At 54.9% G+C, this 26269-nt stretch carries 26 protein-coding genes and 1 pseudogene; 18 read left to right on the forward strand and 9 right to left on the reverse strand.

Annotated features, from left to right (window positions below):
• The first annotated feature begins 87 nt into the window (after positions 1 to 87).
• The gene (locus BLU05_RS02500) at positions 88 to 972 is read left to right on the forward strand and encodes an alpha/beta hydrolase family protein (protein ID WP_091877630.1); all 885 of its coding nucleotides are present in this window, start codon (positions 88 to 90) and stop codon (positions 970 to 972) included.
• A gap of 181 nt (positions 973 to 1153) precedes the next feature.
• Positions 1154 to 1762: a class I SAM-dependent DNA methyltransferase gene (locus BLU05_RS02505; protein ID WP_091877632.1), complete on the forward strand. Its 609-nt coding sequence runs from the start codon at positions 1154 to 1156 to the stop codon at positions 1760 to 1762.
• 72 nt (positions 1763 to 1834) lie between these two features.
• Here the strand turns inward: BLU05_RS02505 and gor are convergent, their stop codons facing one another.
• From gor to rpiA, 3 genes and pseudogenes are all read right to left on the reverse strand, one after another.
• Positions 1835 to 3226 carry a glutathione-disulfide reductase gene (gene gor, locus BLU05_RS02510; RefSeq protein WP_091877634.1) on the reverse strand — a complete coding sequence of 464 codons (1392 nt, stop codon included), beginning with the start codon at positions 3224 to 3226 and terminating at the stop codon, positions 1835 to 1837.
• 227 nt (positions 3227 to 3453) lie between these two features.
• Positions 3454 to 3978, reverse strand: a pseudogene (locus tag BLU05_RS02515) (DUF2059 domain-containing protein); the annotation flags it as partial.
• 37 nt (positions 3979 to 4015) lie between these two features.
• Positions 4016 to 4711: a ribose-5-phosphate isomerase RpiA gene (gene rpiA / locus BLU05_RS02520; protein ID WP_091877637.1), complete on the reverse strand. Its 696-nt coding sequence runs from the start codon at positions 4709 to 4711 to the stop codon at positions 4016 to 4018.
• A gap of 182 nt (positions 4712 to 4893) precedes the next feature.
• Here rpiA and BLU05_RS02525 point away from each other — a divergent pair, with 182 nt between their 5' ends.
• From BLU05_RS02525 to BLU05_RS02550, 6 genes are all read left to right on the forward strand, one after another.
• Positions 4894 to 5577, forward strand: a complete 684-nt coding sequence (locus BLU05_RS02525; protein WP_091877638.1) for a phosphoglycolate phosphatase — start codon at positions 4894 to 4896, stop codon at positions 5575 to 5577.
• A gap of 187 nt (positions 5578 to 5764) precedes the next feature.
• Positions 5765 to 6319 carry a BA14K family protein gene (locus BLU05_RS02530; protein WP_244518121.1) on the forward strand — a complete coding sequence of 185 codons (555 nt, stop codon included), beginning with the start codon at positions 5765 to 5767 and terminating at the stop codon, positions 6317 to 6319.
• 241 nt (positions 6320 to 6560) lie between these two features.
• Positions 6561 to 7973, forward strand: a complete 1413-nt coding sequence (locus BLU05_RS02535; protein ID WP_091877639.1) for a circularly permuted type 2 ATP-grasp protein — start codon at positions 6561 to 6563, stop codon at positions 7971 to 7973.
• 72 nt (positions 7974 to 8045) lie between these two features.
• Complete coding sequence (locus tag BLU05_RS02540; protein WP_091877640.1) at positions 8046 to 8987, forward strand: alpha-E domain-containing protein; 942 nt, start codon at positions 8046 to 8048, stop codon at positions 8985 to 8987.
• 5 nt (positions 8988 to 8992) lie between these two features.
• Complete coding sequence (locus BLU05_RS02545) at positions 8993 to 9790, forward strand: transglutaminase family protein (RefSeq protein ID WP_091877641.1); 798 nt, start codon at positions 8993 to 8995, stop codon at positions 9788 to 9790.
• 32 nt (positions 9791 to 9822) lie between these two features.
• Positions 9823 to 10554 (forward strand): proteasome-type protease, encoded by a 732-nt coding sequence (locus BLU05_RS02550; protein WP_091877642.1) that lies wholly within the window; start codon positions 9823 to 9825, stop codon positions 10552 to 10554.
• Between the two features lie 348 nt (positions 10555 to 10902).
• On the opposite strand, the gene BLU05_RS02555 is transcribed toward BLU05_RS02550, so the two are convergent.
• Positions 10903 to 11196, reverse strand: coding sequence for a GIY-YIG nuclease family protein (locus BLU05_RS02555; RefSeq protein ID WP_091877643.1), 294 nt, complete (start codon positions 11194 to 11196; stop codon positions 10903 to 10905).
• Between the two features lie 534 nt (positions 11197 to 11730).
• Positions 11731 to 13647 carry a L,D-transpeptidase family protein gene (locus BLU05_RS02560; protein ID WP_091877644.1) on the reverse strand — a complete coding sequence of 639 codons (1917 nt, stop codon included), beginning with the start codon at positions 13645 to 13647 and terminating at the stop codon, positions 11731 to 11733.
• A 293-nt stretch (positions 13648 to 13940) separates the two neighbouring features.
• Here BLU05_RS02560 and BLU05_RS02565 point away from each other — a divergent pair, with 293 nt between their 5' ends.
• Entirely contained in the window at positions 13941 to 14549 is a 609-nt protein-coding gene (locus tag BLU05_RS02565; protein ID WP_091877645.1) for a L,D-transpeptidase, read from the forward strand.
• 2 nt (positions 14550 to 14551) lie between these two features.
• Here the strand turns inward: BLU05_RS02565 and BLU05_RS02570 are convergent, their stop codons facing one another.
• Positions 14552 to 14932: a gamma-butyrobetaine hydroxylase family protein gene (locus BLU05_RS02570; RefSeq protein WP_091877646.1), complete on the reverse strand. Its 381-nt coding sequence runs from the start codon at positions 14930 to 14932 to the stop codon at positions 14552 to 14554.
• A 201-nt stretch (positions 14933 to 15133) separates the two neighbouring features.
• Here BLU05_RS02570 and moaA point away from each other — a divergent pair, with 201 nt between their 5' ends.
• The 8 genes from moaA (at position 15134) to BLU05_RS02610 (ending at position 21645) form a co-directional block, all read left to right on the forward strand.
• Positions 15134 to 16123, forward strand: a complete 990-nt coding sequence (gene moaA, locus BLU05_RS02575) for a GTP 3',8-cyclase MoaA (protein ID WP_244518180.1) — start codon at positions 15134 to 15136, stop codon at positions 16121 to 16123.
• Between the two features lie 100 nt (positions 16124 to 16223).
• Positions 16224 to 17144, forward strand: coding sequence for a DMT family transporter (locus tag BLU05_RS02580; RefSeq protein WP_244518122.1), 921 nt, complete (start codon positions 16224 to 16226; stop codon positions 17142 to 17144).
• Positions 17145 to 17147: 3 nt separating this feature from the next.
• Positions 17148 to 17795, forward strand: a complete 648-nt coding sequence (gene mobA / locus BLU05_RS02585; RefSeq protein ID WP_091877648.1) for a molybdenum cofactor guanylyltransferase MobA — start codon at positions 17148 to 17150, stop codon at positions 17793 to 17795.
• A complete protein-coding gene (gene mobB / locus BLU05_RS02590; protein ID WP_091877649.1) occupies positions 17792 to 18301 on the forward strand; it encodes a molybdopterin-guanine dinucleotide biosynthesis protein B in 510 nt (169 codons plus the stop codon). Before mobA ends, mobB begins: the two co-directional genes overlap by 4 nt.
• A 231-nt stretch (positions 18302 to 18532) precedes the next feature.
• The gene (locus BLU05_RS02595; RefSeq protein ID WP_091877650.1) at positions 18533 to 19321 is read left to right on the forward strand and encodes an ABC transporter substrate-binding protein; all 789 of its coding nucleotides are present in this window, start codon (positions 18533 to 18535) and stop codon (positions 19319 to 19321) included.
• Between the two features lie 141 nt (positions 19322 to 19462).
• Positions 19463 to 20173, forward strand: coding sequence for an ABC transporter permease (locus tag BLU05_RS02600; RefSeq protein WP_091877651.1), 711 nt, complete (start codon positions 19463 to 19465; stop codon positions 20171 to 20173).
• Positions 20170 to 21006 carry an ABC transporter permease gene (locus BLU05_RS02605; protein WP_091877652.1) on the forward strand — a complete coding sequence of 279 codons (837 nt, stop codon included), beginning with the start codon at positions 20170 to 20172 and terminating at the stop codon, positions 21004 to 21006. The genes BLU05_RS02600 and BLU05_RS02605 overlap by 4 nt, the downstream gene beginning before the upstream one ends.
• A gap of 18 nt (positions 21007 to 21024) precedes the next feature.
• Positions 21025 to 21645 (forward strand): glutathione S-transferase family protein, encoded by a 621-nt coding sequence (locus BLU05_RS02610; RefSeq protein ID WP_091877653.1) that lies wholly within the window; start codon positions 21025 to 21027, stop codon positions 21643 to 21645.
• Between the two features lie 2 nt (positions 21646 to 21647).
• Here BLU05_RS02610 and BLU05_RS02615 read toward each other — a convergent pair whose 3' ends face one another.
• On the reverse strand, positions 21648 to 24104 hold the full coding sequence (locus tag BLU05_RS02615) for a penicillin acylase family protein (RefSeq protein ID WP_091877654.1): 2457 nt from the start codon (positions 24102 to 24104) through the stop codon (positions 21648 to 21650).
• 61 nt (positions 24105 to 24165) lie between these two features.
• Here BLU05_RS02615 and BLU05_RS02620 point away from each other — a divergent pair, with 61 nt between their 5' ends.
• On the forward strand, positions 24166 to 25035 hold the full coding sequence (locus BLU05_RS02620) for an NAD(P)-dependent oxidoreductase (protein ID WP_091877655.1): 870 nt from the start codon (positions 24166 to 24168) through the stop codon (positions 25033 to 25035).
• A 28-nt stretch (positions 25036 to 25063) separates the two neighbouring features.
• Here BLU05_RS02620 and BLU05_RS02625 read toward each other — a convergent pair whose 3' ends face one another.
• Together BLU05_RS02625 and BLU05_RS02630 are read right to left on the reverse strand one after the other, a co-directional pair.
• Positions 25064 to 25543, reverse strand: coding sequence for an Lrp/AsnC family transcriptional regulator (locus BLU05_RS02625; RefSeq protein ID WP_091877656.1), 480 nt, complete (start codon positions 25541 to 25543; stop codon positions 25064 to 25066).
• A gap of 110 nt (positions 25544 to 25653) precedes the next feature.
• Positions 25654 to 26268, reverse strand: a complete 615-nt coding sequence (locus BLU05_RS02630) for a uracil-DNA glycosylase family protein (RefSeq protein WP_244518124.1) — start codon at positions 26266 to 26268, stop codon at positions 25654 to 25656.
• Position 26269: the final 1 nt, after the last annotated feature.

Genomic DNA, 26269 nt, shown 5'->3' on the forward strand with positions numbered 1-26269 from the left:
AAGGTTTGAGGCTGGAACGCGAAATCGAGATTGTCGCAAGCGCCATTTTGATTTACGTTAACGTTAAAGTCAAAGTTGGAGCGACCAATGCGCGATATCGCTTTTGAAGCCTCGGATGGCTTTCCTCTCCATGGCACCATGTTTGAAGGCAAAGGTGATGGTCCTGCGGTTCTGATCTCGTCTGCAGCCGCCGTTCCCAATACATTTTACCGCCACTTTGCCGGTGAATTGCTCACCTCAGGTGCTTCAAAAGTGCTGACTTACGACTATCGCGGCGTGACCAAATCCAAGACGCCGAAGGGTTGGACCGCGCGCTTGGGCATGAAAGACTGGGGCGTTCTGGATTTTCCGGCGGCCATTGATGTGATCAAGCAGGCGGCGAATGGCAAACCGCTTGTTGGCATAGGCCATTCCTATGGCGGTCTCGCCCTTGGTCTCAGCAACCGCTCTGCGGATTTTGTGCGCTATACGTCGATGGCGTCGCTCAACGGCTATTACCGCAACACGGCTGTACCGTTTTCCGTCTTTGCCAAGATGAACCTTATTGCCCTGCCATTGGCGCTTTCGCTGGGACGCCTGCCGAAATGGAGCGGTATTGGCGAAGAACTTCCCGGTAGCGTGTTTCAGGACTGGGCGCGCTGGTGCCGCAGTCCGAACTTCCTCTTCGGCGATGCCAGAACGCCGGAGTCAAAGTACTTTCAGTCGGTCCGCATCCCCCTGCTCGCGGTCGGCATCACCGACGATCCTTGGGGAACGCCCAAAGCGGTTGACCACCTGCTGGCTCACTATGCCAATGCACCGACAACGCAGTTGTGGCTCTCGCCGGAACAATCCACGGGCGGCGCGGTGGGTCATCTCGGCTTCTTCCGCAAAAATCATGTGGCCACCCTATGGCCGCCGGTCATTGACTGGCTGTTGCATGAAACAATCCCGCAAGGGGCAATTCAGCGCGAAGAAAAGCGCGTCGCCTAGGTTCGTCAAACCTTTCAACTTCTCGCTCTGCCATTCAGGCGCCCGTCGCGGATTGTGCCCTTCAGAATAGACACCGTCCGCGCGGACGCATTCGGTAATCAAAATAGAATCGACTTCAATGTGCGGGATGATACCCTCACGACAAAACAATCGATGATTAGCCAGATGACAGGAGGAAAAGATGACCAAACCGACCGAATCGCTGGCAAAGAACCTCCAGACAATCGCCTCCTATGAGGACTATGCGGAACAGTACAATACAATTGTGGGAGAGCTTCCAAACGCCAATGGTATAGAAGGCCTAAGGCGCGTTGCGGCAATCGCCGGCGCAGGTGGCCATATACTTGAAATCGGATCCGGACCGGGCCGCGATGCGGACTTCCTAGAGACTCTCGGCGCTCAGATCAGGCGTACTGACGCGACGCAGCGGTTTCTCGACCTACAGGCGGCGCGCGGCAAGAAGGGTGATCTTCTGAACGTCATCACCGACGATCTTGGCGGCCCCTATGATGCGGTTGTGGCCCTGTGTGTGCTCATTCATGTGGCGCGCGATCAGATCGATCAGGTTCTTGCAAAGATAACCCAGTCACTGCGGCCGGGAGGTGCCTTCCTGGTATCAATGCGCGACGGCCACGGCGAAAAGAATGGCGATTACCATACCATCTACTGGACGAAAGACGATTTCGCGGCACGCATTGAAAGCGCCGGAATGAGCATTGTCTGGGACAAGTTCAATATTGGCGGTGATGGCGACGGGTGGAACACATTTCTGGCGGTGAAGCCATCATAACCGGCGCAGGATGTTTGCACAGCCATAACCGAAACAGGCGGCCATATCCGGCCGCCTGACAACTGTCCGGCATCAGTCGATCCGCGTGCCATCCACGACGCGGTATGTGGGTTTGTACATGGTCACCAGTTCCTCAGCCGCTGTCGGATGGACAGCCATGGTGCGGTCAAAGTCTTCCTTGGTGCAGCCGGCTTTCATGGGAATAGCCAGAAGCTGCGCCATTTCACCCGCATCGGGTCCAAGAATATGTGCGCCAATGACTTTCCGGCTGGCCGCATCGACAATCAGCTTGATCAGCATCTTTTCTTTGCTACCGGAAAGCGTATTGCGCATCGGGCGGAACACCGCGCGATAAACCTCGATCTCCTTGAATTTCTGCGCCGCATCCTGCTCGGTCAGACCGACCGTGCCAATTTCAGGCTGCGAGAAAACAGCTGTGGCGATCAGTTCATGATCCGGCTTCGTCGGATTGTTCTTGAAGACAGTCTCAAGGAAACACATGGCTTCGTGGATCGCGACGGGGGTTAGCTGCACCCGGTTGGTAACATCACCAACGGCCCAGATATTGTCCTTACTGGTACGCGAATATTCATCCACCTTGATTGCACCCTGCTCATCGACGGCGACACCGGCAGCTTCAAGACCAAGGGATTTCGTATTCGGCACACGCCCGATAGCCAGCATGACCTGATCGGCGGGGATGACGTCACCACCGGACAGGTGCACGCGCTTGCGTCCATCATCGCCGCGCTCGACCTTGGTAATGATCTCCGTGACGCGAATGTGGATGCCCTTCTCGACCATGGCCGCATGCAGCATATGGCGCAAATCCTGATCGAAGCGCGAGAGTATCTCCTTGCCGCGATAGACAAGTGTCGTCTTGACCCCGAGACCATGGAAAATATTGGCAAACTCCACCGCGATATAGCCGCCGCCTTCAATCACGATCGATTTCGGCAATGTGTCGAGATGAAACGTTTCATTGGAGCTGATGCAGAGTTCATTGCCTGGCAATGAGGGATGCGGGCTCGGGTGGCCGCCGGTGGCGAGCAGTATCTGGTCGGCGGTTACCCGCTTGCCGGAGTTCAAAATCTCGACCGTGTGATCGTCGATCAATACAGCGCGGCTTTCAAAAATCTCCACTTCGGAGTTCTCAAGCCCCTTGCGATAGAGCCCTTCCAGACGCGCAATTTCGCGGTCCTTGTTGGTGATCAGCGTTGGCCAATCGAACTTGGTTTCGCCGACAGTCCAGCCATAGCCTGCAGCGGCGTCGAAATGTTCCTGAAACTGCGACGCATAGACAAAGAGCTTCTTGGGCACGCAACCGCGGATAACACACGTACCGCCCATACGATACTCTTCGGCCAGCCCGACCCGTTTGCCCATGGCGCCCGCCAGACGTCCGGCACGTACCCCACCGGAGCCGCCGCCGATGACAAAGAGGTCATAGTCATAGGTCGCCATTCAAAACACTCCGAATCCGTTCAATTACTGATCACCATATATGGGTTCTATAGCGCGGCTTTAAAAGAACAAAGCCCGGCTGTTACACCGGGCTTTGCAATTCTTCAGAAAGGTAAAATTTATGGCTTCGGCTTGGCCGGTGCAGCTGGCTTGGCAGGTGCCTTTGCCGGTGCCTTGGCGGGAGCCGCCGGGGCTTCCGGCGCTAGGGGCGTTTCTGCGGCAGCAGGTGCCGGTGTTACCGGAGCAGTCGCAGCGGCCGCGGCAACAATCTTCTCGGCGACCGCCTGTGCGAGATCCCGCGCGATGCCATTGCGCCAGATGCTGGCTGCCTTCATGACTTCGCGGGTTGCAATCGGGCCTTCCGACAAGAGCTTCTTGCCCGCAGGTGAATTGTAGAAGCCGGTAATGGCATTCAGCTCTTCTTCGCTAAACGAAACCGCATAGGCACGGGCCGCTTCGTTTTCGAGATCAACGCGGCGCGCAGCCAAGGTCAAAGCCTGTTCGTCAACAGCGGCACTGATGATGGATTCGAGATTCGGGTCCTTCTCGATCAACTGGGCCTTTAGAGCCTGCGCGGCATCCGGCAAGATTCCGTCAAATGCATCCGTTGCCTTGATCGCCGAAATTGCAGCGCGTGCGGCGGAAAGATGCGATGGGGTAATTTCCTGCGCCTGTGCGGTATAAAGACTGCCCAGCATGATTACGACAGACAGAGGTGCAATCAAACGGCGAAAGCCAGTTGCTCGGTTCATGGATTTATTGCTCCGTTTTCTCTCAAGACTTTGCCCTTTAGGGCTGTGTTCGTGTTCGTATACCGTCTGCACCGGCTAAAATAGCCACGCGCGCCAGCCCCAGAAATAGTCCGTGCTCCACAACACCAGGTATGGCGTGCAGAGCGTTTGATAACGCTCTTGTATCCGGAATGCGGCCAAAAGATGCATCCAGGATCAAATGCCCGCCGTCTGTAACAAATGCTTCGCCTCCCGTCATCCTCAATGTAAGGGAACCGGAAAGATCGAGGTCAGAAGCAGCCTTTTCTATCGCAATTTTCGTTGCGGCAAGTCCAAATCGATTGACTTCAATCGGCAACGGGAACTTGCCAAGCGTCTCGACATTCTTCGACTCGTCCGCAATCACCACCATCTGGGCCGATGCCGCAGCGACAATCTTCTCGCGCAACAACGCACCGCCGCCGCCTTTGATCAAGGCTAATTCGGGACCGACCTCGTCAGCGCCATCAATCGTCAAATCGAGGACAGGCGTTTCTTCCAGCGTCGTCAGCTTTACACCAAGCTCCAGGCAAAGAGCTGCCGTGCGCTCGGACGTCGGGACACCGATGATATCAAGGCCTGCAGCAACCTTTTCCGCCAGAAGCCTGACAAACTCCTCAGCGGTCGAGCCAGTGCCTATTCCCAGACGCATACCATCCTTGACATAGGTCAGCGCTTCGGCCGCTGCCTTGATCTTCAATGTCCTGGGGTCCATCCGGGTGCCTCTCCTCGCTTTGACTTGACACTTGGCTCCCTAACACGTCAGACACCCGGGTCAAGGCTCGATACTTGATTTCGTCAGATAGTTATGCGCGAGTGTCAGTTCCGTCGGAGGGCGCCACGCCGGAAACACATAAATCCCAAGTCTCAATCCTAACGTTAGATATAGGTCTGCAAATGTCCAAACCCATTGTTGTTTTCGACCTTGATGGCACCCTGGTCGATACCGCGCCTGACTTGCTTGATAGTTTGAATCACTGCCTGCATGAAGCCGGAATGAAAAAAATCGATCCCGTGGCGTTGCGTCGCTACGTCGGACAAGGCGGGCGCGTGATGATCGAACGCGCTTTTGAGGCGCAGCAGAAAATGCTCAGCCCCGAACAGCTTGATTGGCTGGTGGGTCTGTTCCTCGAACATTACAGCAAGAATATGCCCGGCCATTCGGCCCTTTATGAAGGCGTCGAAGCCGTCATGGACGATCTCTCGCAGGCCGGTTATCTGCTTGCGGTCTGCACGAACAAGTTCGAAGGACTTTCCGTCAGCCTGTTGACCGCACTTGGCCAGACATCCCGCTTTGCCGCCATTTGCGGTTCAGACACGTTTGCATTTCGCAAGCCTGACCCGCGCCACCTCTTTGAGACCATAGCAAAAGCCGGTGGAGATCGGGATCGCGCCTTGATGGTTGGCGACAGCCACACCGATATCGACACGGCCAAGGCCGCTGGAATCCCCGTTATCGCCGTGGACTTCGGTTATTCAGACCTGCCCGTATCGACCTATGAACCAAGCAAGGTCATTTCACACTATCGTGAATTGAATATTCAACTTGCCGAACGCTTGATCAACGCCGTCAACGCCTGATTTTGCTGGTTCTACTGGCTTTTAGCTTCCTCCGACATCCCCCTGTCGGGATGGGAATGGTGGAACAATTACTGCAATCATGCGTTGCAGTTTTTGATCGATACTATGCCGAGTGGTGTATTATCCGACATTTCTTCACTCTTATTTGAAAGCGGAGATTTCGAGCTTCGTGATTTCAGGAGGAAATATGAGAAAGCTTATTTCGTTCTTTACAGCGGCGGCCATGTCCATCGGTATGCTTTCTGCAAGCACCGTGGCCGGTTACTCTGCTCCCATTGTGCCGCAATCGATTGAAGGCAATTCGCAGGTTCTGCAAGTCAGAGATCACGGCAATTGGCGCATGCGCCCGCTTCGCGGCGGTGATCGTGGTTGGCGCGGTGATCGCGGCTGGCGCGGCGGTGATCATTGGCGCGGCGGCGGCTGGCGCGGTGATCGTGGCTGGCGTGGTGATCGCGGTTGGCGCGGTAACAGGGGCTGGCGTGGCGATCGCTGGTACAGAGGTCATCGCGGCTATTATGGCGATTATCGGCCCGGCTATCGCTATTATGACGGCGCGTGGTTCCCTCTGGCAGCATTTGCCGGTGCTGTGATTGTGGGCAATGCCATCAACAATGACCGTATTGTCAGCCGTGGGTCGAGCTATCACACCCGCGCGTGCTACAACCGCTACCGGTCTTATCGGGCCTATGACAATACCTATCAGCCCAATAACGGTCCTCGCCGTCAGTGCATTACCCGCTAAGGCATAATTGACGACACATGATTCCCGAACCTGGCTGCAGACGCGGCCGGGTTTCTTTTTGTCATTCATTTCAATGCTGTAAACAGCCTATGCTTTAACCGCAGGGCCCCTTTGACTTGCCTCAAACGTGGCAGGCCTGCTCATTTTTTGGGCGATTTTCAGCGTTGCAGCGTAAATAGCGGAATGTGCTTGCATTTTTTTCCCAACGCGCTTGAATGAACGTGTCTGAAGGGGATTATGAGTGAAGCCATTTGATGAGATGATCAAAACCGGCGGTCAGGTACGCCCGCCATATGAACAACTGCAATGCTGGCTTGATACCCAGAACCCGGAAAGGTTTGCGCAGAAAGCGCGCGATGCAGAAAATGTCTTTCGCAAGACCGGGATTACCTTCGCCGTCTATGGCGACGAAGAAGCGGCAGAGCGCCTGATCCCATTCGATATCATTCCACGCATCATCACCGGCAATGAATGGCGACGACTGTCGCAGGGCATCGAACAGCGCGTAATGGCCCTCAATGCTTTTCTTGATGACATTTATCACCGTCAGGAAATTATCCGCGCAGGCCGTATCCCGCGGGAACTTTTCACCCACAACGATGCCTTCCTGCCCGAGATGGTGGGTTTCCGGCCACCCGGCAATGTTTACACCCATATTATTGGTGTCGACATCGTCCGAACCGAAGAAAATCAGTTCTACGTTCTCGAAGACAATGCCCGCACGCCGTCAGGTGTTTCCTATATGCTGGAAAACCGCGAGACGATGATGCAGCTGTTTCCGGAACTGTTCCAGCAGATCAAGGTCCGGCCCGTCGAAACCTACCCCAAATTGCTGCGGCAATCGCTGGCCGCCGTCGCGCCTCCCGGCTGCAATGGCACGCCGACAATCGCAGTTCTTACTCCCGGCATCTACAACTCAGCCTATTTCGAACATGCGTTTCTGGCCGATCAGATGGGTGTTGAACTTGTCGAGGGCAGTGATCTCAAGATCGAGAACGGCAAGGTGGTCATGCGCACCACCGAGGGCAACCGCGCCATCGATGTGCTTTACCGGCGCGTGGACGATTCCTATCTCGATCCCCTCACCTTCCGCCGCGATTCAACGCTTGGCGTTGCCGGGATCATGGATGTCTACCGTTCGGGCAATATCACCATCGCCAATGCACCCGGCACCGGTATTGCCGATGACAAGGCGCTTTATTCCTACATGCCCGAGATTGTCGAGTTCTATACGGGCCGCAAGGCGATCCTTGAAAATGTTCCGACACATCGCTGCTCCGAGCCGGATACATTGAAATATGTGCTGGAAAATCTGGCGGAGCTTGTCGTCAAGGAAGTGCATGGTTCGGGCGGCTACGGCATGCTTGTCGGCCCGGCGGCTACAAAGAAAGAGTGCGAAGATTTTGCGCTAAAACTCAAGGCCAATCCGAAGAACTATATCGCCCAGCCGACTTTGGCTCTGTCGACAACGCCGATCATGACCGAAAAAGGTCTGGCACCGCGTCACGTCGATTTACGCCCCTTCGTGCTTGTGTCGGACCGTATCCGCATCACGCCGGGTGGCCTGACGCGCGTGGCACTCAAAGAAGGCTCGCTCGTTGTCAATTCCAGCCAGGGAGGCGGAACAAAAGACACCTGGGTTCTCGACGATTGAATAAGCCGAATGGGTAATGAGGGCTGCCACAGACGGCCCCGTCAATAAATAAAAGAGGGATACAACCGAAACATGCTTCTTGGTCGCACCGCGAATGGTCTCTACTGGATGTTCCGCTATATCGAGCGGGCAGAGAATATGGCGCGTCTGATCGACGCCGGCTTGCGGATGGCTTTGACAAAAACCTCGGACGCACCGGAGGAATGGTCTTCCGTGCTGATGAGTGCTGGTGTCAAAATCGGCTATGACGCAAAATACCGCGAGTACAATGCCAGCCTCGTCTCGGATTTTCTGTTGCGGGACCTCAGCAATCCATCGAGCGTGATGTCATGCGTTGAAACCGCCCGTTCCAACGCCCGCATGGTGCGCACGGCGCTGACCCGCGAGGCATGGGAAAGCGTCAATGAGACGTGGATGATCCTGAAATCCACCCTCGCCTCCGCCATTCCGGAAACCGATCTTCCGCGCGTTCTGGACCAGATCAAGCGCGAAACCGCCATCATCCGCGGCGCCTTCCACGGCACCATGCTGCGCAACGAGATTTTCAACTTTGCCCGGCTTGGCACCTTTATCGAGCGGGCCGATAATACGGCACGCATTCTCGACGTGAAATATTATGTGCTGCTGCCCTCGATTTCCTATGTCGGCACGACGCTCGACAACTTTCAGTGGGAGTCGATCCTGCGCTCAGTTTCAGCGCACCGCTCCTATCGCTGGGTCTATGATGTCGAATACAATCCGGTGAATATTGCGGATTATCTGATCCTCAACTCGCGCATGCCGCGTTCACTGAATTTCTGCTATTCGAACATCGTCGATAATCTCAAATATCTTGCCAGTGATTACGGCAAACGGCATGAGTGCCACGATATGTCGGAAAACATCATGACTCGGCTCGAGAACAACGAAATTCGCAGCATTTTCGACAATGGCCTGCACGAATTTCTGAGTGACCTGATCTATCAAACCAATGGTCTCGGCAGCAAAATCGCCGAAGCCTATAACTTTGATTGAAAATCATGCTTCTGAACATCAAGCACACCTCCCGCTATCAATATGACTATCCGGTGCAATACGCTGTCCAGCGGTTGCGTCTGCAGCCGTCAAGCTCTCCGGGGCAGAAAGTCATTGATTGGAACGTGACCGTCAGCGGCGCCGAGCAGGAAGCGAGTTATCGCGACGGCTATGGCAACCGCACCCAGCTTGTGCGACTTGATCGCGACGTCAAGGAACTCGTCATCGAGGCGACGGGACAGGTGGAAACCGAAGACCGCTCCGGCGTATTAGGCAAGGTCTACAATTTTATGCCCATCTGGCTTTATGAGCGTGAAACGGAGCTGACAAAGCCCGGAGATGCCATAAAACAGCTGGCGGCAAGCCTTAAAGTCACAAATGACAGGCTGGCGGTTATGCACGAGCTGATGACCACGCTGCACAAGGTTGTCGCCTATACGCCGGGAACGACCAACATCACCACCACGGCCGAGGAAGCCCTCACCCTTGGGACGGGCGTCTGTCAGGATCACACCCATGTTTTCCTCGCGGTTGCCCGCGTATTGAAAATCCCTGCCCGCTACGTTTCGGGGTATCTGATGATGCTGGATAGCATCGAGCAGACAGCCACCCATGCCTGGGCGGAAGCACATATTGACGGATTGGGCTGGGTGGGTTTCGACGCGGCCAATGATATCTGCCCGAACGAGCATTATATCCGTGTTGCCTGCGGCCTCGACTACAACGAAGCCTCGCCAATTTCCGGTATGCGCTTCGGTCCCGGCATGGAATCACTTGCCGTCGACCTCAATGTAGAGCAGTAATCGCCGAGATTTTTTAGAATTCGGGATTCGCTATGACCTATTGCGTCGGGCTTAAATTGGATCGTGGGCTTGTGTTCATGTCGGACACGAGAACCAATGCCGGCGTCGACAACATCTCCACGTTCAAGAAGATGTACACATGGGCAAAGCCCGGTGACCGCGTTATTACACTGCTGTCATCAGGCAATCTTGCCACCACCCAGACGGTCATCAGCATTCTCAACGAGCGGACAAAGATCCCTTCCGAGCGCGCACCATCGATCTTTGACATGCCATCCATGTTCCAGACGGCGAAGCTGGTGGGCGATACGATCAAAAGCGTCATTCACGATGTGGATTCCGATGGCCAGCGCGCCGATTCCTTCGGCGCATCGATTATTCTCGGCGGCCAGATAAAGGGCGGCGAACCACGCCTGTTCCTCATCTATCCCGAAGGCAATTTCATTGAATCATCCCCAGATACGCCGTTTTTCCAGATTGGCGAGCACAAATACGGCAAGCCGATTATTGTACGCTCCTACGATCCGGCAATGACATTTGAAGAAGCGACCAAGCTGCTGTTCGTGTCCTTCGATTCCACACTAAAATCCAATCTTTCGGTCGGATTGCCGCTGGATATGCAGTTCTATGAAGCCGACAGCCTCAAACTCGGCTTTGAAAAACGCATCGAGCGCAATGATCCCTATTACGAAGCCATTTCCGAAGGCTGGTCACAGGCCCTGAAACTGGCATTCCAAAGCCTGCCTACGTTCAAGATTGAATAGAGCAGGCCCCACTCTCTACAACCGAACTATCTCCGTCATCCTCGGGCTTGACCCGAGGACCGAGGATGACGGAGAGTTGGGTGCTTTAGGATGACAGAGATGGATGGGTTGCAGGGAGTTAAATTCTGCAACATGGGTGACTACCGTTGTAGCGCTCCACTCTCCCTCCCCATTCGTTGCACAACTATTGGTTCGTGGTTCGACAAGCTCACCATGAGGGGCTTGGGTGGATGCAACGATAATCGCAAACATTCCATCGCTAATGTAGCAGAACTTGACTCCCTGCAATCCTCACCCTCCCTCATGGTGAGCTTGTCGAACCACGAACCACCCTCATGCAACGCACCGCTATGAATGCGGGCATCGGCTTCTTGAAAGCCGAGGCAAGCGTTCATAATCCAACGCGATCAACGCCTGTTTCTTAACCCGTGACCAGCCCTTGATCTGACGTTCCCGCGCTATCGCATCAAGGATGCGGTCATAGGTTTCTGTGAAAACCAATTGAACAGGGCGGCGGTTCTTTGTGTATCCATCGCAGATACCGGCATTGTGTTCCCAAACACGCGCTTCGATCTCCTGCTTTGTAAGCCCGGTATAATAGGACCCATCAGAGCATAGCAGTATGTAGACCGTGACTTCCATGATTGCCCCGCAGCATCCGAAGCAACATTCTAGAAAAGCGGGCTGGGCTGTACAATTCAACGAAAGTTGGATGAATAGGGTTCGTGGTTCGTGGTTCGACAAGCTCACCATGAGGGGCTTGGGTGGATGCAACGATAATCGCAACATTACATCGCTAATGTTGCAGAACTTAACTCCCTGCAACCCTCACTCTCCCTCATGGTTGTTATGTTGAACCACGCGCTATGCTCATGCCACTATTCTCATATTCAAATAAATCCAACCGAGGAATTGACCAGTTGCAGACCCCGTTATGTCGTGGTTCGACAGGCTCACCATGAGGGGGAGTAGAGGGTTGCAGGGAGTCAAGTTCTGCAACATTAGTGATGGAATGTTTGCGATTATCGTTGCATCCACCCAAGCCCCTCATGGTGAGCTTGTCGAACCACGAACCACGCACCGTAAACCACGCGTGACAGGACCTACAATCCATCAACAAAAAGGGGCGCATTGCGCCCCTCATCATATCAATATTCTGGCATCCCAAACCAACGCTTAGAGCTGTGCAGTCTGGTTGCTCACAGCCTGACGAACAGCCGTGGTCTTGACGATGGCTTTCTCCATATAGAGATCACGCTGGTAGACGTCATCGAAATAATGGATGGCGCCTGTTTTGGCATCCGGCCATGCGGTGAAGTACGAGACGTAAACCGGTAGCTGATCCTTGACCCGGACACTCTTCTCGTTCTTGCCAAAGTACTGATTCAGCTCCTCAACCGGCACACCAAGCACGGCAGCCGCCATATCGCGCGGGCGCTCCAGACGGATACAACCATGGCTCAGCGCGCGCATATCCTTCTTGAAGTAGGATTTCGCCGGTGTGTCATGCATGTAGATGTCATGGCTGTTCGGGAACAGGATTTTCAATTCACCCAGCGCATTGTCGAGGCTCGGCTTCTGGCGGATGCCAACGCCGCCGCCACTTGATGCAACCTGCGACCAATCGACCGAACTTGACGGGATAACACGTCCCGATTTGTCATAGACCTCATAGCCGCTATTTTCGAGATAGGATGGGTTGGCAAGAATCTTCGGCATCATCTCGTTGAGAATGATCGAGCGCGGCACACCCCAGGATGGGTTGAACACAACGGTCTCAATCGTATCGTCGAAGAAATAGGTCTGGTTGGTTGGCGAGCCAACAACGATGTTCATCGCCAGCTTTTCGGTGCTGTCATCAAAATACTGTGCCCGGAAGGCGGGCTGGTTGATGAAGACGTAACGCTTGCCGAAATCATGCGGCAGCCAGCGCAGACGTTCCATGGAATAGAGAATGCGGTCGCGCTTGGAACTGTTTGTCTCGCCCTGCAGCGAACTGATGGTGCCACGGCCAATCACACCATCAGGCTTCTTGCCCTGACTGGTCTGGAAATCCTTGATCGCCTCGACAAGGCTTTGGTCATAAACCGTCGCGTTCTCGTGTTCCTGCAACACGGCTTCGTGCTTGACCAGAAAATCTTTCGGCGCCTTCGCCTTGATGAGCGCAACCACGTTGCGCAGCTCAGGATTGTCTTCGCCCGGACGGATCATGGTGCCGGTGGCAACACGCACCACTGGCTCCGACCCTACATCACCACCGAGCGCATGCAGATTCTGTTTCAGCTCCGCATACCACTTGCTCTGCGGCTCAAAACCCTTGAGCAGCGCCGCGGCGTCATTGCTGGACGCGAGTTGTTCGATGACGGCACGCGGCTTGACGCGGTCGACGGCTAGATCATGGAAGCCGCTCAGACGGTTTGGATTGATGCGGCCATCGCCCTGATCCATTGCGTAACGCAGGGCACGGGCCGACATTGTCAGTTCGAAATCGGCCAGTTCTTTCAGACGTGCCGGGATATCGGCCCGGTCATACGCGTCGCTTGGCAGCTTGACCGCGTAATCCTTAGGATCAAGGCCCTCTTCGCCCGCCGCGTTGAACAGGGCAGCCACAGCCTTGGCTTTGGCTGAAACATCATAAGACGACGTCCAGATGGGCTGCTGCTTGGTGGCGTAGTAGGAGACGACAGCATCCGCTATGTCTTTCTCCGCCAGAACATGGGCTTCCTTGATCTGCTCGATCTTCAGGCCAAACTGTTCAAGCGGTATCTGCGTCGCAGAATCCGAATTGTGATTGGCCGAGGCAGTCAACTGGGAATCGATCTTGGAAAAATCGATCCGAACCAGCGCATCTGGCTTGTAATCATAATTTTTCGGGGCCGTTACCGTCACACGCTTGATCGGTGTCGAGCGGGACACGTTTGACTGGGCAGGCACAACTGGCCGGGGCGGATAGACAGGCTGCGCCTGTACCCGGCGGCTTCCGAACAGAAAATCCATCAGATTGTCGGCGGCCAGTGCCGGGGACATGGAAATGGCTGTTGCTGACAACATTGCAGCTACAAAAATCGCATGCTTTTTCGAATAGGAATTCATAATACTCGCCCAGATGGTACAGTCACGCCCGCAACGAATGCAGGCCACGAATGGTGATTCACAGCCAGTTTCGCCTCATCCTATTTACAATCTTTTAACAATAACCCGTCCCCCGATTTATATTCACGCGAGCTGCAAAAGAGCTGTGAATACGACTTTTGTCTCATTTAACCCGATTCATCACAGCTTTCATGACGATTCGCATACCTGGCCCTTGACCAAATGAATTCTTTTGCAAAACATGCAAGAATGTCACAGTTCAAGTGACAGGAAACATTGAATTGGGGGATTCGATGCATAGATGTCTCCAAGTAACTTTACTATTATTTACTATAGCAGGAATAAGTACTTTAAGCACGCCTGCAAGTGCAGGTGATAATCTTCTTAAGAAAATATTTCTTGCGGGGAAACCGGATCGACCCGCAGGGAAATACCAGTCAGACCGGTCACCGATCCCGCGCCAATATGTCTCTTTTTCAGAGGGCTATGAGCCGGGCACCATTGTCATCAATACGCGGCAACGCAGGCTCTATCACGTCACCGAGTTTGGGCGGGCTATGGCCTATGGGATTGGCGTCGGCCGCGAAGGGTTTACCTGGAGCGGAACGAAGCGCATTTCGCGCAAGGCCGAATGGCCGGGCTGGACACCGCCAACCATCATGCGGACGCGTGAAGCCAGAAAAGGCCGTATCCTGCCAGCCTATATGGCCGGTGGTCCAAGCAATCCGCTGGGTGCGCGAGCCATGTATCTTGGTTCAAGCATGTATCGCATTCACGGTACCAATCAGCCATGGACGATTGGCCATGCCATGTCGTCAGGCTGTATCCGCATGGCCAATGATGATGTGATGGATCTCTATGATCAGGTTGGCATCGGTACGAAGGTTGTGGTCCTGCGATAAAATCAGTGGCGATGCCTGCTCACCACAGGCTCGCGGCTCAAGCCTTTTGCTGCCAGTTCGTCGAGATAAGCCTGCCAGCGTTCGTCCCGGTTACGGCCGAGATCAATGAGATAATCCCAGCTGAAAAGGCCGGTGTCGTGCATGTCATCGAAGGTGATGCGCACGGCATAATTGCCAATGGGCTCCATCTTGGCAATTTCAACATTCATCTTGCCCGGCACCGTCACGCGTTGCTCTGGCGAATGGCCCTGCACTTCTGCCGATGGCGAAGCAACGCGCAACAGTTCGGCGCCCAGCGTATAGGTCTCGCCCGTATCAAATGCGATAGTCAGTGAGCGGCGATCTTTGCTCACACGCAATTCCTTGGGCCAGGCAGTGGTCATGGTAGATGCTCCTTTGTGCACACCCTGTCTAATCGCATGGTCATAGTGCCGCAAGCGGCCAATTATTGGTATACATAACACCAAATTGCCATACATAACCCGAAGGTGACTAGACAACCCGTAACCGCCACCCTATCTCTTGCAAAGGAGGTTTGCTTGGACCATATCGCATTATTCGACAAAACGATTGCACAGACACCGATGATTGATCCTTTTGGTAGGACAATCAGCTATTTACGCGTGTCTGTAACGGATCGTTGCGACTTCCGCTGCACCTATTGCATGTCCGAGCACATGACCTTTCTGCCCAAGAAAGATTTATTGACCCTCGAAGAACTGGATCGCCTTTGCACAGCCTTCATCGAAAAGGGTGTCAAGAAGTTGCGTCTGACCGGTGGTGAGCCACTGGTCCGCAAGAACATCATGCATTTGATTGGCGAACTCTCCCGCCACTTACGTTCAGGCGCTCTCGAAGAATTGACGCTGACCACCAATGGCTCGCAGCTTGCCCGCTATGCGGCAGAACTGGCCGACCACGGCGTCAAGCGCATCAATGTCTCGCTCGATACGCTCGATCCGGAAAAATTCCATGCCATCACCCGCTGGGGTGATTTGAACCGGGTCCTTGAAGGCATCGACGCCGCTCAGGCTGCCGGTATCCGGATCAAGCTCAATGCGGTCGCCCTCAAGGGGTTCAACGATCACGAGATTCCGGAGATGATCCGCTGGGCCCATGGCCGCGATATGGATTTGACGCTGATCGAAACCATGCCGATGGGCGAGATTGATCTGGACCGTACCGACCAATATCTGCCGCTTTCCATGGTTCGCAGCGATCTTGCCAAACAGTTCACGCTTGAGGACATCCCTTACAAAACCGGTGGCCCGGCGCGCTATTCGCACATTCGCGAAACCGGCGGCCGCATTGGCTTCATCACGCCGATGACCCATAATTTCTGCGAAAGCTGCAATCGCGTTCGTCTCACCTGCACTGGCACGCTCTATATGTGCCTCGGTCAGGAAGATGCCGCCGACCTGCGTGCGCCTTTGCGCGCTTCCGAGGGCAATGAACTTTTGAACGACGCGATTGACGAAGCCATTGGCCGCAAGCCCAAGGGGCATGATTTCATCATTGATCGCAGGCACAATCGCCCTGCCGTTTCCCGCCATATGAGTGTGACAGGCGGCTAGAGCTTTTCTCAATATTCCGGATGCAAGAAGCCGTCAGGCTTGATATATCAATCTTGGCGATTCCGGGGGAGAATCGCGTGCTCTCATTCGGATGAATGCCTTGGCGCTTACGCCCAATCTTCGCGGCAGCCTGTATATGGCCATTGGTATGGCCAGCTTCACCTTCAATGACGCTACGGTAAAACTCGTTGGCGAGCATATGAATATGGGTCAGGTAATGCTGGTGCGCGGTTTGATGGCGACCACGCTCATCCTGCTCCTCGCCTGGCATCAGGGCATGCTCATACCACTGCGCCATGCTCTGCACCGCATGACCATCCTGCGTGTTATCGGCGAAGTGGTGGGAACGGTCAGTTTTCTTATCGCTCTTGTTCATGTTCCGCTCGCCCTCACCTCGGCAATTCTGCAAGCCCTGCCTTTGGCAGTCACGCTGGGTGCCGCCATGTTTCTTGGCGAGCCAGTGGGCTGGCGGCGCTGGATCGCCATCGCCATTGGGTTTTGCGGCGTGCTCATTATCGTTCGCCCCGGTTATGAGGGCGTCAGCCATTATGTCCTGCTGATTGTTGTAACCGTGATCTTTGCTGCGATGCGCGATCTTGCGACGCGAAAAGTTCCGAAAACCATTCCTGTCCTGATGATATCGGCACTGACTTCAGTTGGCGTATCGCTCGCAGGCATTGGCCTGATTATCCCATTGGGCGGCTGGACGCCCATGACACTCACCCACACAGGCCTGCTGTTCTTCGCCTCCTGCTGCGTGATTGTGGCCTATCATTTCATCATTCTCGCCATGCGCGAGGGCGAGATTTCCTTCGTCGCCCCGTTCCGTTACACCAGCCTTGTCTGGGCCATTCTTTTGGGCTTTCTGTTCTTCGGCGACCTGCCTGACCTCCCCATGATCATCGGGGCGCTTATCGTTATTGGCAGCGGCCTTTATACACTCTACCGTGAACGCGTGGTCGGACGGATGGTCCCGGTCGCAACGATAGCGGCGGCAAGTTCATCGCCCGACGGAGTGTAAACAGTGCGCATTGCAGGGATTATTCTGGCGGGTGGCCGGTCGAGCCGCATGGACGGGCATGACAAGGCATTGCTGCCCTTTGGCAAAGCGCGCCTGATTGATTTCATAACTGAACGCCTGTCGCGGCAACTCGAAACTGTGGGGGTCAACAGCAATGGCGACCCCGCTGCCTTCGCTGATCTCACTCTCCCAATCATCGCCGATAGTGTTTCGGGCTTTGCCGGCCCCCTTGCGGGCATTCTGGCGGGCATGGAATGGGCAGCAGGCCAACCCGATCCATTCACCCACATACTGACTGTTGCGACGGATACCCCGCTCTTCCCGCACGATCTCAGCGCAAAGCTTGGCAAGGCAATCGCCGACTCACCTGACCATATCGCTGTCGCTGTTTCCGGTAATATGTGGCACCCGGTCTTCGGACTTTGGCCGGTGACGCAGAAAGATGAGCTGAAACAATGGCTGCGCGATCCGCAAAACCGCCGTGTGCGCGTCTGGATTGAAGAGCACGCTCATCATCAGGTGGATTTTCCCCTTGTAACGACGCATTCGGGCGAGAGGTTCGATCCGTTCTTCAATATCAATCGCCCCGATGACCTTGACCATGCCCGCGCGATGATTGCAGAATCGCATGACTGGAAAACACATTCATGACTCACCGCATCTTTGGCATTACCGGCTGGAAAAACTCGGGCAAGACCACCCTGACGGTCAAGCTTGTAACCGAACTGACGCGGCGCGGCTGGAAGATTTCAACCATCAAGCATGCCCATCACGATTTCGACATCGATCATGAGGGCACGGACTCCTATCGCCATCGCAAGGCCGGTGCCGGAGAAGTGGCAATCGTTTCGGATCGCCGCTGGGCATTGATGCACGAATTGACCGACGAAAATGAGCCATCTCTTGCCGATATTGTCGCGCGGTTCGCCCCTTGTGACCTTGTTCTTGTGGAAGGTTATAAACGCGAAGGCCATAAAAAGATCGAAGCAAGACGTCGCGAGGGCCGTTCAGGCGAAAGTCTGGCGCAGAATGATCCGAGCATCATCGCAATCGCCAGCGATTTCCCCATTGATGGCGAGCAGATTCCCGTCTTTGACCTTGATGACACGACGGGATTGGCGGACTTTATCGAACGTGAGATGGGTCTTACCCGCTAGACGGGTCACGAAATGACGTTTCGCGCGGAAGCTGCGCAACAAAAATATAATCCCAAAACAATTATGTGGTTTTGCCTTGCAGATTCGCCGGGTAGCAAAAGATTCCCGGTTGCTTTTATCAGAAAACTAGTGGGAATATCGCCGTCAGGAGCAGTAAAAAACTGCGACCTTGCCCGGAAGGCTGTCCAAAAGAACAGGGGAACAGCCGGGCCACAAAAGAGAGGTTGAATAATGCGTATCACCAAGCGTCTCGCACTCGGCGTTGCTGCCGTTGCCTTTGCATTGTCCATGGGAGCGGCCCATGCAGAGGACGCCCTGAAGCTGACCATCGCTTCAGAGGGAGCCTACCCACCCTTCAACAATCTGACGCCGGATGGCAAGCTTGAGGGCTTTGACATCGATATTGGCAAGGCGCTTTGCGAAGAGATGAAGGCACAGTGTACCTTCGTATCACAGGATTGGGACGGTATGATTCCGGCCCTGCAGGCGGGCAAGTTCGATGCCATTATCGCATCAATGTCCATCACCGATGAACGCCTGAAGAAGGTCGACTTCTCCAAGAAGTACTACAACACACCTCCAGGCATTGCCGTACCAAAGGATTCCAAGCTCAAGGACGTCACGCCAGAGTCGCTCAAGGGCAAGACACTGGGTGTTCAGGCTTCAACCAGCCACTCCAACTTTGCCGAAGCCAAATATGCCGGCTCCGACATCAAGATGTACCCGACAGCTGACGAATATAAGCTCGACCTGTCGAACGGTCGTATCGATGCCGCCATGGACGACTCGGTTGTGCTCGGTCAGTGGCTCGACAGCGATGCGGGCAAGTGCTGCAAGCTTCTCGGCACAATCACACCTGATCCAGTCATCCATGGCCCGGGTGCTGGCGTGACCGTCAAGAAGGGCAACACAGCCCTGGCTGACAAGTTCTCCGCTGCGATCCTGGCAATCCGCAAGAACGGAAAGTACAAGGAAATCAACGACAAGTACTTCAAGCTTGACGTTTATGGTGCCGAATAACTAAGACTTAAGTCTAGAATTGACCAATGATGGTTGGCGGAGATATTCCGCCAACCATTTCTGATCTTTGAATTCAAGAATGACAGGTCTGCTCGAAAATCGAGCACTGGGGAATGACCTGCAAAAGAATGAAAGAAGCCTATGGGCTCAATTGCGTTGTTGGGATTCGGTGAAGGCGGCTGGGGCACCAGCATTGCAGGCGGCATTCTCGTGACTGTCAGTCTTGCTCTTGCGACATTGCCCGTTGGACTGCTCATCGGATTTTTCGTGGCCTTGGGAAAACAGGCCGAAGAACCATCCATCAGGCTTGCGGCCAATATGTACACCACGATTTTCCGTGGCTTGCCTGAGCTTCTCACCCTCTTTCTGGTTTATTTCGGTGCCCAGATCGGTATTCAGAAGCTCGGCGTGATGCTGGGTTATGCCGGAACCATCGAAATCAATTCCTTCCTTGCCGGCATGTTCGCCATGGGTGCAGTCTTTTCATCCTATGCAAGCGAGGTCTTTCTATCGGCTTTTCGCGCCATCCCGCGGGGACAGTATGAGGGTGGCTATGCCATCGGCCTTTCCTATGGCCAGACCATGTGGAAAGTGATCCTGCCACAACTGATCCGGGTTGCCCTGCCCGGTCTTTCCAATCTGTGGATGATCCTGCTCAAGGACACCGCACTTGTTTCCGCCATCGGCCTTGCTGACATCCTGCGCCAGACCGGCGTTGCAGCACGCGTCACCAAACATACATTTCTGTTTTACGGCACAGCCTGCCTGATCTATCTCGTGCTTGCCATCCTCTCATCCTTCGTCATCGGCGCAATTGAAAAGCGCACCAAAGCCAGTGGAGTGAGGCGATGACCGAAAGCTTCCTCAACGCCCGCACCGCTGTGGTGGCTCGTCCGCCCGCGCCACCAAAACGCTGGACCAAGGCGCGGATCATCGGTCACCTGCTTGTCGCTGTCTGGGCGGCGCTGATCATCGGGATCATCCTCGATCTCTATTTTGCCTGGGATATCGTTCTCATCCAGACCTATGGCCCCAAATACTGGCAGGGTCTCGTCACCACTTTGACAATCGTATTCTCGGGTATTCTTTTCGGGGCAGTTCTTTCCATACCCGTCGCCTTTGGCCGAATGAGCAAGAACAGGATCGCTTCTGGGATAGCCTATGCCTATGTCTATTTCTTCCGCGGCACGCCTCTGATCGCGCAGGTATTCCTGATGTATTACGGTATCAGTGAATTCAGGACAGAAGTCGAAGCGATCGGCCTGTGGTGGTTCTTCCGCGAAGCCTGGTATTGCGGCTTTCTGGCCTTTGCCCTGAACACAGCAGCCTATCAGGCAGAAATATTGCGCGGCGCAATCCAGAGTGTGCCGCTCGGGCAATGGGAAGGCGCGGCGTCGCTTGGCATCTCGAAATTCGTGACATTCCGCAAGGTTATCCTGCCACAAGCATTGATTGTTGCGCTCCGCCCCTATGGCAATGAGGTCATCCTGATGATCAAGGGCTCGGCCATCGTGGCTCTGATCACGGTGTATGACCTCATGGGCTACACCAAACTTGCCTATTCACGGACTTTCGATTTCCAGGCCTATCTGTGGGCCGCTATCATCTATCTCCTGCTCGTAGAAGTGCTACGCCACATCTGGGACTGGATGGAACGCCGTATCACCCGGCATCTGATACGCTAAACTGAAAAGAAGTGAGCCATGCTGAAAATCTGGGGTCGAGCCAACTCGACCAACGTCAAGAAGGCACTCTGGGCTGCCGAAGAGCTTGCGATCCCCTATGAGAACATTCCGGCTGGCGGTGCTCATGGCATCGTCACCGACCCGGCGTATCGCGCCATAAATCCCAACAGCCGTGTCCCGGCCATTGAGGATGATGGACTGGCGCTATGGGAAAGCAACACGATTGTCCGCTATCTCGCCGCTCAATACGGAAAATCCAGCCTGTATATCGAGGACCCGGCAGCCCGCGCCAGCGCTGAAAAGTGGATGGATTGGACAACGGCGAGCATTGCCGGTCCGTTCCGTGACGTGTTCTGGAACACAGTGCGCCTTGCACCTGACCAGCAGGACCATGCGGCCAAGGAAAAGGGCCTTGCAGCTTGCGGCGAGATGTTTGCCATTGCTGACGCAGCGCTTGCATCCCAGCCTTATCTCTCCGGCAAGACCTTCAGCATTGGCGACATTCCGCTTGGCTGCTTCGTCTATGCGTGGTTTGAAATGCCGATCAAGCGCCCTGATCATCCGCATTTGCTGGCATGGTATGAGCGTCTCAAAACCCGTCCTGCCTATCAAAAAGCGGTGATGACACCTCTCACCTAGGCCTATTGCGGCTTCAACCGCCAGATGCCAAGTAGACCATCCTGATACACTTTCTCGTCCGTCGAGATCGTAATCGCCTGTGTATCGGCCCATTTCTGCGCAAAGTCGCGGTAATTGGCCGAAAACACATTGCCGGATTGTCCTGTTGTCTGGATATAGGTCGACCGGTTGAGATCAGCCAGATCGAACAATCCGCGATAGCTGCTGCCATGCACCGCACGGTATGGATTGCTTTCATCCGTAAACAGCGACTTTGCCCGGTCAAGCGTGAATGCCCCGCCCGATGCCGGAACGTCCACGTTGAAAATCCGGTCAAGCGGGCTGACCTGCGCAAAAGGCCGGTGTGCGCCATAGGCATAATGCACAGCGCCCCAGTTCCATTTCGAACGGTCTGTGCCAAGGCGTCCATCCAGATCCTTCAGCGCATCGCCGAGTGCCAGAGCAAGCACGTCGCCGCAGCTTTCCTTTTCTGGCGTGCGCCCGTCATCACACCAATTGCGTACCGGATTGGGTCCGAGCCAGCGTAGCATGGCTGATACCCGGCCCTGCCAAAAGGCCGGGAAAGCCTCGCCAAGGTCATCCTCGACAATCCGCTTGGTCGCCAAGCGCAGCCATGCATTGAACAGCAACGGCTCGATCTTGTTGCGGTCTTCCACATAGTCCCATTGGCTCAGTTGCTTGAAAGCCGCCTGATCCACATCCTTGCGCCCCTCAATGAGCTTCAGCATAACAGGGCCAAGTGCCGCATAGGCATTGGAATAGGCATCGCCCTGTGCCTTGCGATTGGTCTCCATTGATTGCTGGTTCGCGCCATAGACAAGCGATTTGATCCGGTCCATTCGCCATGTCTCATCCCAATCGAATGTCAGGAAATGCGGATAGGTCGCGTCGACCATCTTGGTATTGGCTGTGCCAATGACGTTATCGGCAGGGTTATAAGCGCGCGGCAGTTCCTCATAGGGGATATACCCCTTCCAGTCATAAGTTGCGTCCCAACCGGGGGATGGTGCGCGGCCCATGATCTGGTTGGCTGGATCGCGGACGGGCACCCGGCCCGGGGCAATCAGACCAATATTGCCATCAACATCCGCAATAACCATCGATTGCATCGGCGTCACGAAATCGCGCATTCCGTTCTGGAAATCGGTGACATTGGCAAAATCCCAGAGTTTCAAACCGGCAGATATGGTTTTGTCATCGGATGCAAGTGCGGTCCACGACAGTGCGGCAACCGTATTCTCGGGCAGATAGTGATCGAGACCACGATAATCGGTAGGCAAGACCGGACCATGCCGCGTGACCATCCGGTTAAAGGTCACATCGCTCGCACCCTTGACCTTGATCGTCACCGGCTGCTTCTGGAAAGGCGCAAAACCCTCAGGTGTCTGATATTCATCCGGATTGGCCGGATTGATGCGCTCGATAAAAATGTCCTGAACGTCGGAACCCGTATTGGTGAAGCCCCATGCTACCCGGTCATTACGTCCAAGCAGCACCAGCGGCGCACCGGGAAGTGTCACGCCGACGAGATTCCGGCTCGTGCCATCGGCATTTTTCACTTCAAGATGTGCCAGATACCATACGGCAGGTGCGCCCAACCCCAGATGCGGATCATTGGCAAGGATTGGCTTGCCCGTTTCCGTTCTCGCACCGCCCACGACCCAGTTGTTAGAAGCACCCGTCGACATGATTGCATTGAGCGAGGCAAATTGCTCTTCGGCTTCCAGCGCACCGGTCTTGATGGTGCCGCTGGGCAAACCAAGCAATTGCTTCAGGTCAGGCATGGGCTGCGGTGCATCATCAGCAACCGGCGGCAACAGGTCTGATATTTCCGCATCCGACATACCAAGCCGGGCGAATTTCAGACGATTTACTTCCTGATCGATATTCGCAGCCAGCGTCACCGACATCATCTTCAATGTCACGATGACATCTGCTGCGGTCCATTCATCCGGCTTGTAGCCAAGAACGACAAATTCCGGCGAATATTTAGACGCGAAGGAACGCCCGCTGCTGTTGATGAACGCGTTGATGCCGCGCACATAGGCGTCAACATGCTTGCGATCTTCGGGGGCAAGTGCTGCAGCTGATGCAACAGCAGATTCATAAACGCCGAGCGAACGCAAAAAGCGGTCAGTGGAAACAGTCTTGTCACCAAACATTTCCGACAAGCGCCCCTGCCCGGCCATGCGTGTGACTTCCATCTGCCACAAGCGCTCCTGCGCGTGGACAAAGCCAAGAGCCCTCAGGACATCATCGACATTGTTACCGACAATATGCGGAACAGCGTTCCTGTCGCGCGTCACGGTCACAGGTGCCGAAAGGTCGGCCAGCACCATTTCGCCCGTCGCCGGAGTTACTGAACGTGCGAGCCAGACATAACCAACCCCTGCTGCAATTAAAGCGATAGGGATGAGCGAGAAAACTATCCACAATAGGCCTTTGATGATCCGCCGCATTGTCCTAACCTCTCCCGCAAATCTTCGAACACATAGCCTATCTGACAGAGGAAATTACGGAATGGCAACAGTCACATTTATTGGTCTTGGTATTATGGGTTACCCGATGGCGGGTCATCTAAAGACCCGCGGGGGCCATGACGTCACCGTCTTCAACCGCAACGGCGAGAAGGCAAAGAAGTGGGCTGAACAGTTTCAGGGCCAACACGCGCCAACCCCCGCAGAAGCCGCTGCGGATAAGGATTTCGTCTTCTCCTGTGTCGGTAATGATGATGATTTGCGCGCTGTTACCATTGGCGACAATGGCGCTTTTCATGCGATGAAAAAGGGCTCGATTTTCATCGATCACACCACCGCCTCGGCAGAAGTGGCACGTGAACTCGGTGCAGAAGCAAGCAAGCGCGGCTTTCATTTTCTTGATGCGCCAGTCTCAGGTGGTCAGGCCGGTGCCGAAAATGGCGTTCTCACAGTCATGGTTGGCGGCGAATCGGAGGCCTTCGACAAGGCAAAGCCCGTCATCGGATCCTTCGCCAAGATGGTCGGCCTGATGGGGCCAGTTGGTGCCGGGCAGTTGACCAAGATGATCAACCAGATATGCATTGCCGGACTGGTCCAGGGGCTTGCCGAAGGCATTCATTTCGGCAAGAAGGCTGGCCTTGATATCGAAAAGGTCATTGAAGTCATTTCCAAGGGCGCTGCGGGCTCCTGGCAGATGGAAAACCGCCACAAGACCATGAATGCCGGAAAGTATGATTTCGGCTTTGCCGTGGACTGGATGCGCAAGGATCTCGGTATCTGCCTCGATGAGGCTGACCGCAACGGCGCACAACTGCCGGTGACGGCGCTGGTCGATCAGTTTTACAAACAGGTGCAGAACATGGGCGGAAAACGCTGGGACACATCATCCCTGTTGGCACGGCTGGAGAAATAGCCAGCCGTGATGGATCGGGCTGATGATATCAGCCCGATTCCTTTTCAATGCTCATATAATCAAGCGGCAGCTCGGTCGTGTATTTGATCTGCTCCATGGCGAAGGCCGATGACACATCGCGAATGTCGATCTTGGCGATCAGGCGCTTGTAGACCGCATCGTAAGCGGCAATATCAGGCACAACAACGCGCAGGAGATAGTCAACATCGCCGCTCATGCGGTAGAACTCGACCACTTCCGGGAACTCCTGAACCACTTCGGAAAAGCGCTTCAGCCATTCATTGTTATGCGCACCGGTGCGGATCGACACGAACACCGTCACCCGCGTATTCACGCGCACCGGATCAAGAATGGCAACACGACGCTGGATTACGCCATCTTCCTCCAGTTTCTGGATGCGGCGCCAGCAAGGCGTCGTCGACAGCCCCACTTTCTTGGCGACATCAGCCACCGCGAGCGTTGCATCCTCCTGCAGGAGGCGAAGAATTTTTCGGTCGAGTCTGTCCATGACATTCAATCCCCTTGGAATGGGATACTTTATGGTCCGTTATTCGACCATCGTACAAGAAAATTATTCTAAACTTTATAAACTTCGAAAAAATTTCGTCCGGAAAGCGATCAAATTAGAATCTTGACCTTCTCCCGCAGCACAGGAAGAACGTTCTCTCCGAACCATGGATTCTTCCGCAACCACCCGCTATTGCGCCAGGACGGATGCGGCAGCGCTAAAATGGAAGGCCCCGACGCAGGGTTGAAATAATCCTGCCAGTGAAAAACCGTTTCCGTCACGCTGGCCCGGCGATGCTTGCCGAGGTGATAGGTCTGCGCATATTGGCCGATTGTCAGGATCAACTCGACCTGCGGCATGGCGGCAAAAACCTGATCATGCCACGTCTCGCGGCACTCTTTACGCGGCGGCAAGTCCCCGCCATGCGCATCATAGCCGGGAAAGCAGAACCCCATCGGCACAATGGCGAATTTATGCGGATCGTAGAACTGATCCCTGTTAACCCCGAGCCACTCGCGCAGCCGGTCCCCCGATGGATCGTTGAACGGCAGGCCAGTGTTGTGAACACGAATGCCCGGCGCCTGTCCGCAAATGACGATACGCGCGCTCTGCGACATCACGCAGACAGGATTGGGCTCATGCGGCAAAGGCGGCAGATAGCGCGGCGCATCACGGCACAGGCGACACGCCTTGATCTGCGATGACAGGGGGGCGATCTCTGGCACG

The sequence above is a fragment of the Phyllobacterium sp. OV277 genome (assembly GCF_900104355.1).
Taxonomy (GTDB): Bacteria; Pseudomonadota; Alphaproteobacteria; order Rhizobiales; family Rhizobiaceae; genus Phyllobacterium.

Coding starts and splice junctions, on each gene's coding strand:
- BLU05_RS02500 (WP_091877630.1), top strand. CDS start 88: ATGCGCGATATCGCTTTTGAAGCCTCGGATGGCTTTCCTCTCCATGGC.
- BLU05_RS02505 (WP_091877632.1), top strand. CDS start 1,154: ATGACCAAACCGACCGAATCGCTGGCAAAGAACCTCCAGACAATCGCC.
- gor (WP_091877634.1), bottom strand. CDS start 3,226: ATGGCGACCTATGACTATGACCTCTTTGTCATCGGCGGCGGCTCCGGT.
- rpiA (WP_091877637.1), bottom strand. CDS start 4,711: ATGGACCCCAGGACATTGAAGATCAAGGCAGCGGCCGAAGCGCTGACC.
- BLU05_RS02525 (WP_091877638.1), top strand. CDS start 4,894: ATGTCCAAACCCATTGTTGTTTTCGACCTTGATGGCACCCTGGTCGAT.
- BLU05_RS02530 (WP_244518121.1), top strand. CDS start 5,765: ATGAGAAAGCTTATTTCGTTCTTTACAGCGGCGGCCATGTCCATCGGT.
- BLU05_RS02540 (WP_091877640.1), top strand. CDS start 8,046: ATGCTTCTTGGTCGCACCGCGAATGGTCTCTACTGGATGTTCCGCTAT.
- BLU05_RS02545 (WP_091877641.1), top strand. CDS start 8,993: ATGCTTCTGAACATCAAGCACACCTCCCGCTATCAATATGACTATCCG.
- BLU05_RS02550 (WP_091877642.1), top strand. CDS start 9,823: ATGACCTATTGCGTCGGGCTTAAATTGGATCGTGGGCTTGTGTTCATG.
- BLU05_RS02555 (WP_091877643.1), bottom strand. CDS start 11,196: ATGGAAGTCACGGTCTACATACTGCTATGCTCTGATGGGTCCTATTAT.
- BLU05_RS02560 (WP_091877644.1), bottom strand. CDS start 13,647: ATGAATTCCTATTCGAAAAAGCATGCGATTTTTGTAGCTGCAATGTTG.
- BLU05_RS02565 (WP_091877645.1), top strand. CDS start 13,941: ATGCATAGATGTCTCCAAGTAACTTTACTATTATTTACTATAGCAGGA.
- BLU05_RS02570 (WP_091877646.1), bottom strand. CDS start 14,932: ATGACCACTGCCTGGCCCAAGGAATTGCGTGTGAGCAAAGATCGCCGC.
- moaA (WP_244518180.1), top strand. CDS start 15,134: ATGATTGATCCTTTTGGTAGGACAATCAGCTATTTACGCGTGTCTGTA.
- mobB (WP_091877649.1), top strand. CDS start 17,792: ATGACTCACCGCATCTTTGGCATTACCGGCTGGAAAAACTCGGGCAAG.
- BLU05_RS02595 (WP_091877650.1), top strand. CDS start 18,533: ATGCGTATCACCAAGCGTCTCGCACTCGGCGTTGCTGCCGTTGCCTTT.
- BLU05_RS02600 (WP_091877651.1), top strand. CDS start 19,463: ATGGGCTCAATTGCGTTGTTGGGATTCGGTGAAGGCGGCTGGGGCACC.
- BLU05_RS02605 (WP_091877652.1), top strand. CDS start 20,170: ATGACCGAAAGCTTCCTCAACGCCCGCACCGCTGTGGTGGCTCGTCCG.
- BLU05_RS02610 (WP_091877653.1), top strand. CDS start 21,025: ATGCTGAAAATCTGGGGTCGAGCCAACTCGACCAACGTCAAGAAGGCA.
- BLU05_RS02615 (WP_091877654.1), bottom strand. CDS start 24,104: ATGCGGCGGATCATCAAAGGCCTATTGTGGATAGTTTTCTCGCTCATC.
- BLU05_RS02620 (WP_091877655.1), top strand. CDS start 24,166: ATGGCAACAGTCACATTTATTGGTCTTGGTATTATGGGTTACCCGATG.
- BLU05_RS02625 (WP_091877656.1), bottom strand. CDS start 25,543: ATGGACAGACTCGACCGAAAAATTCTTCGCCTCCTGCAGGAGGATGCA.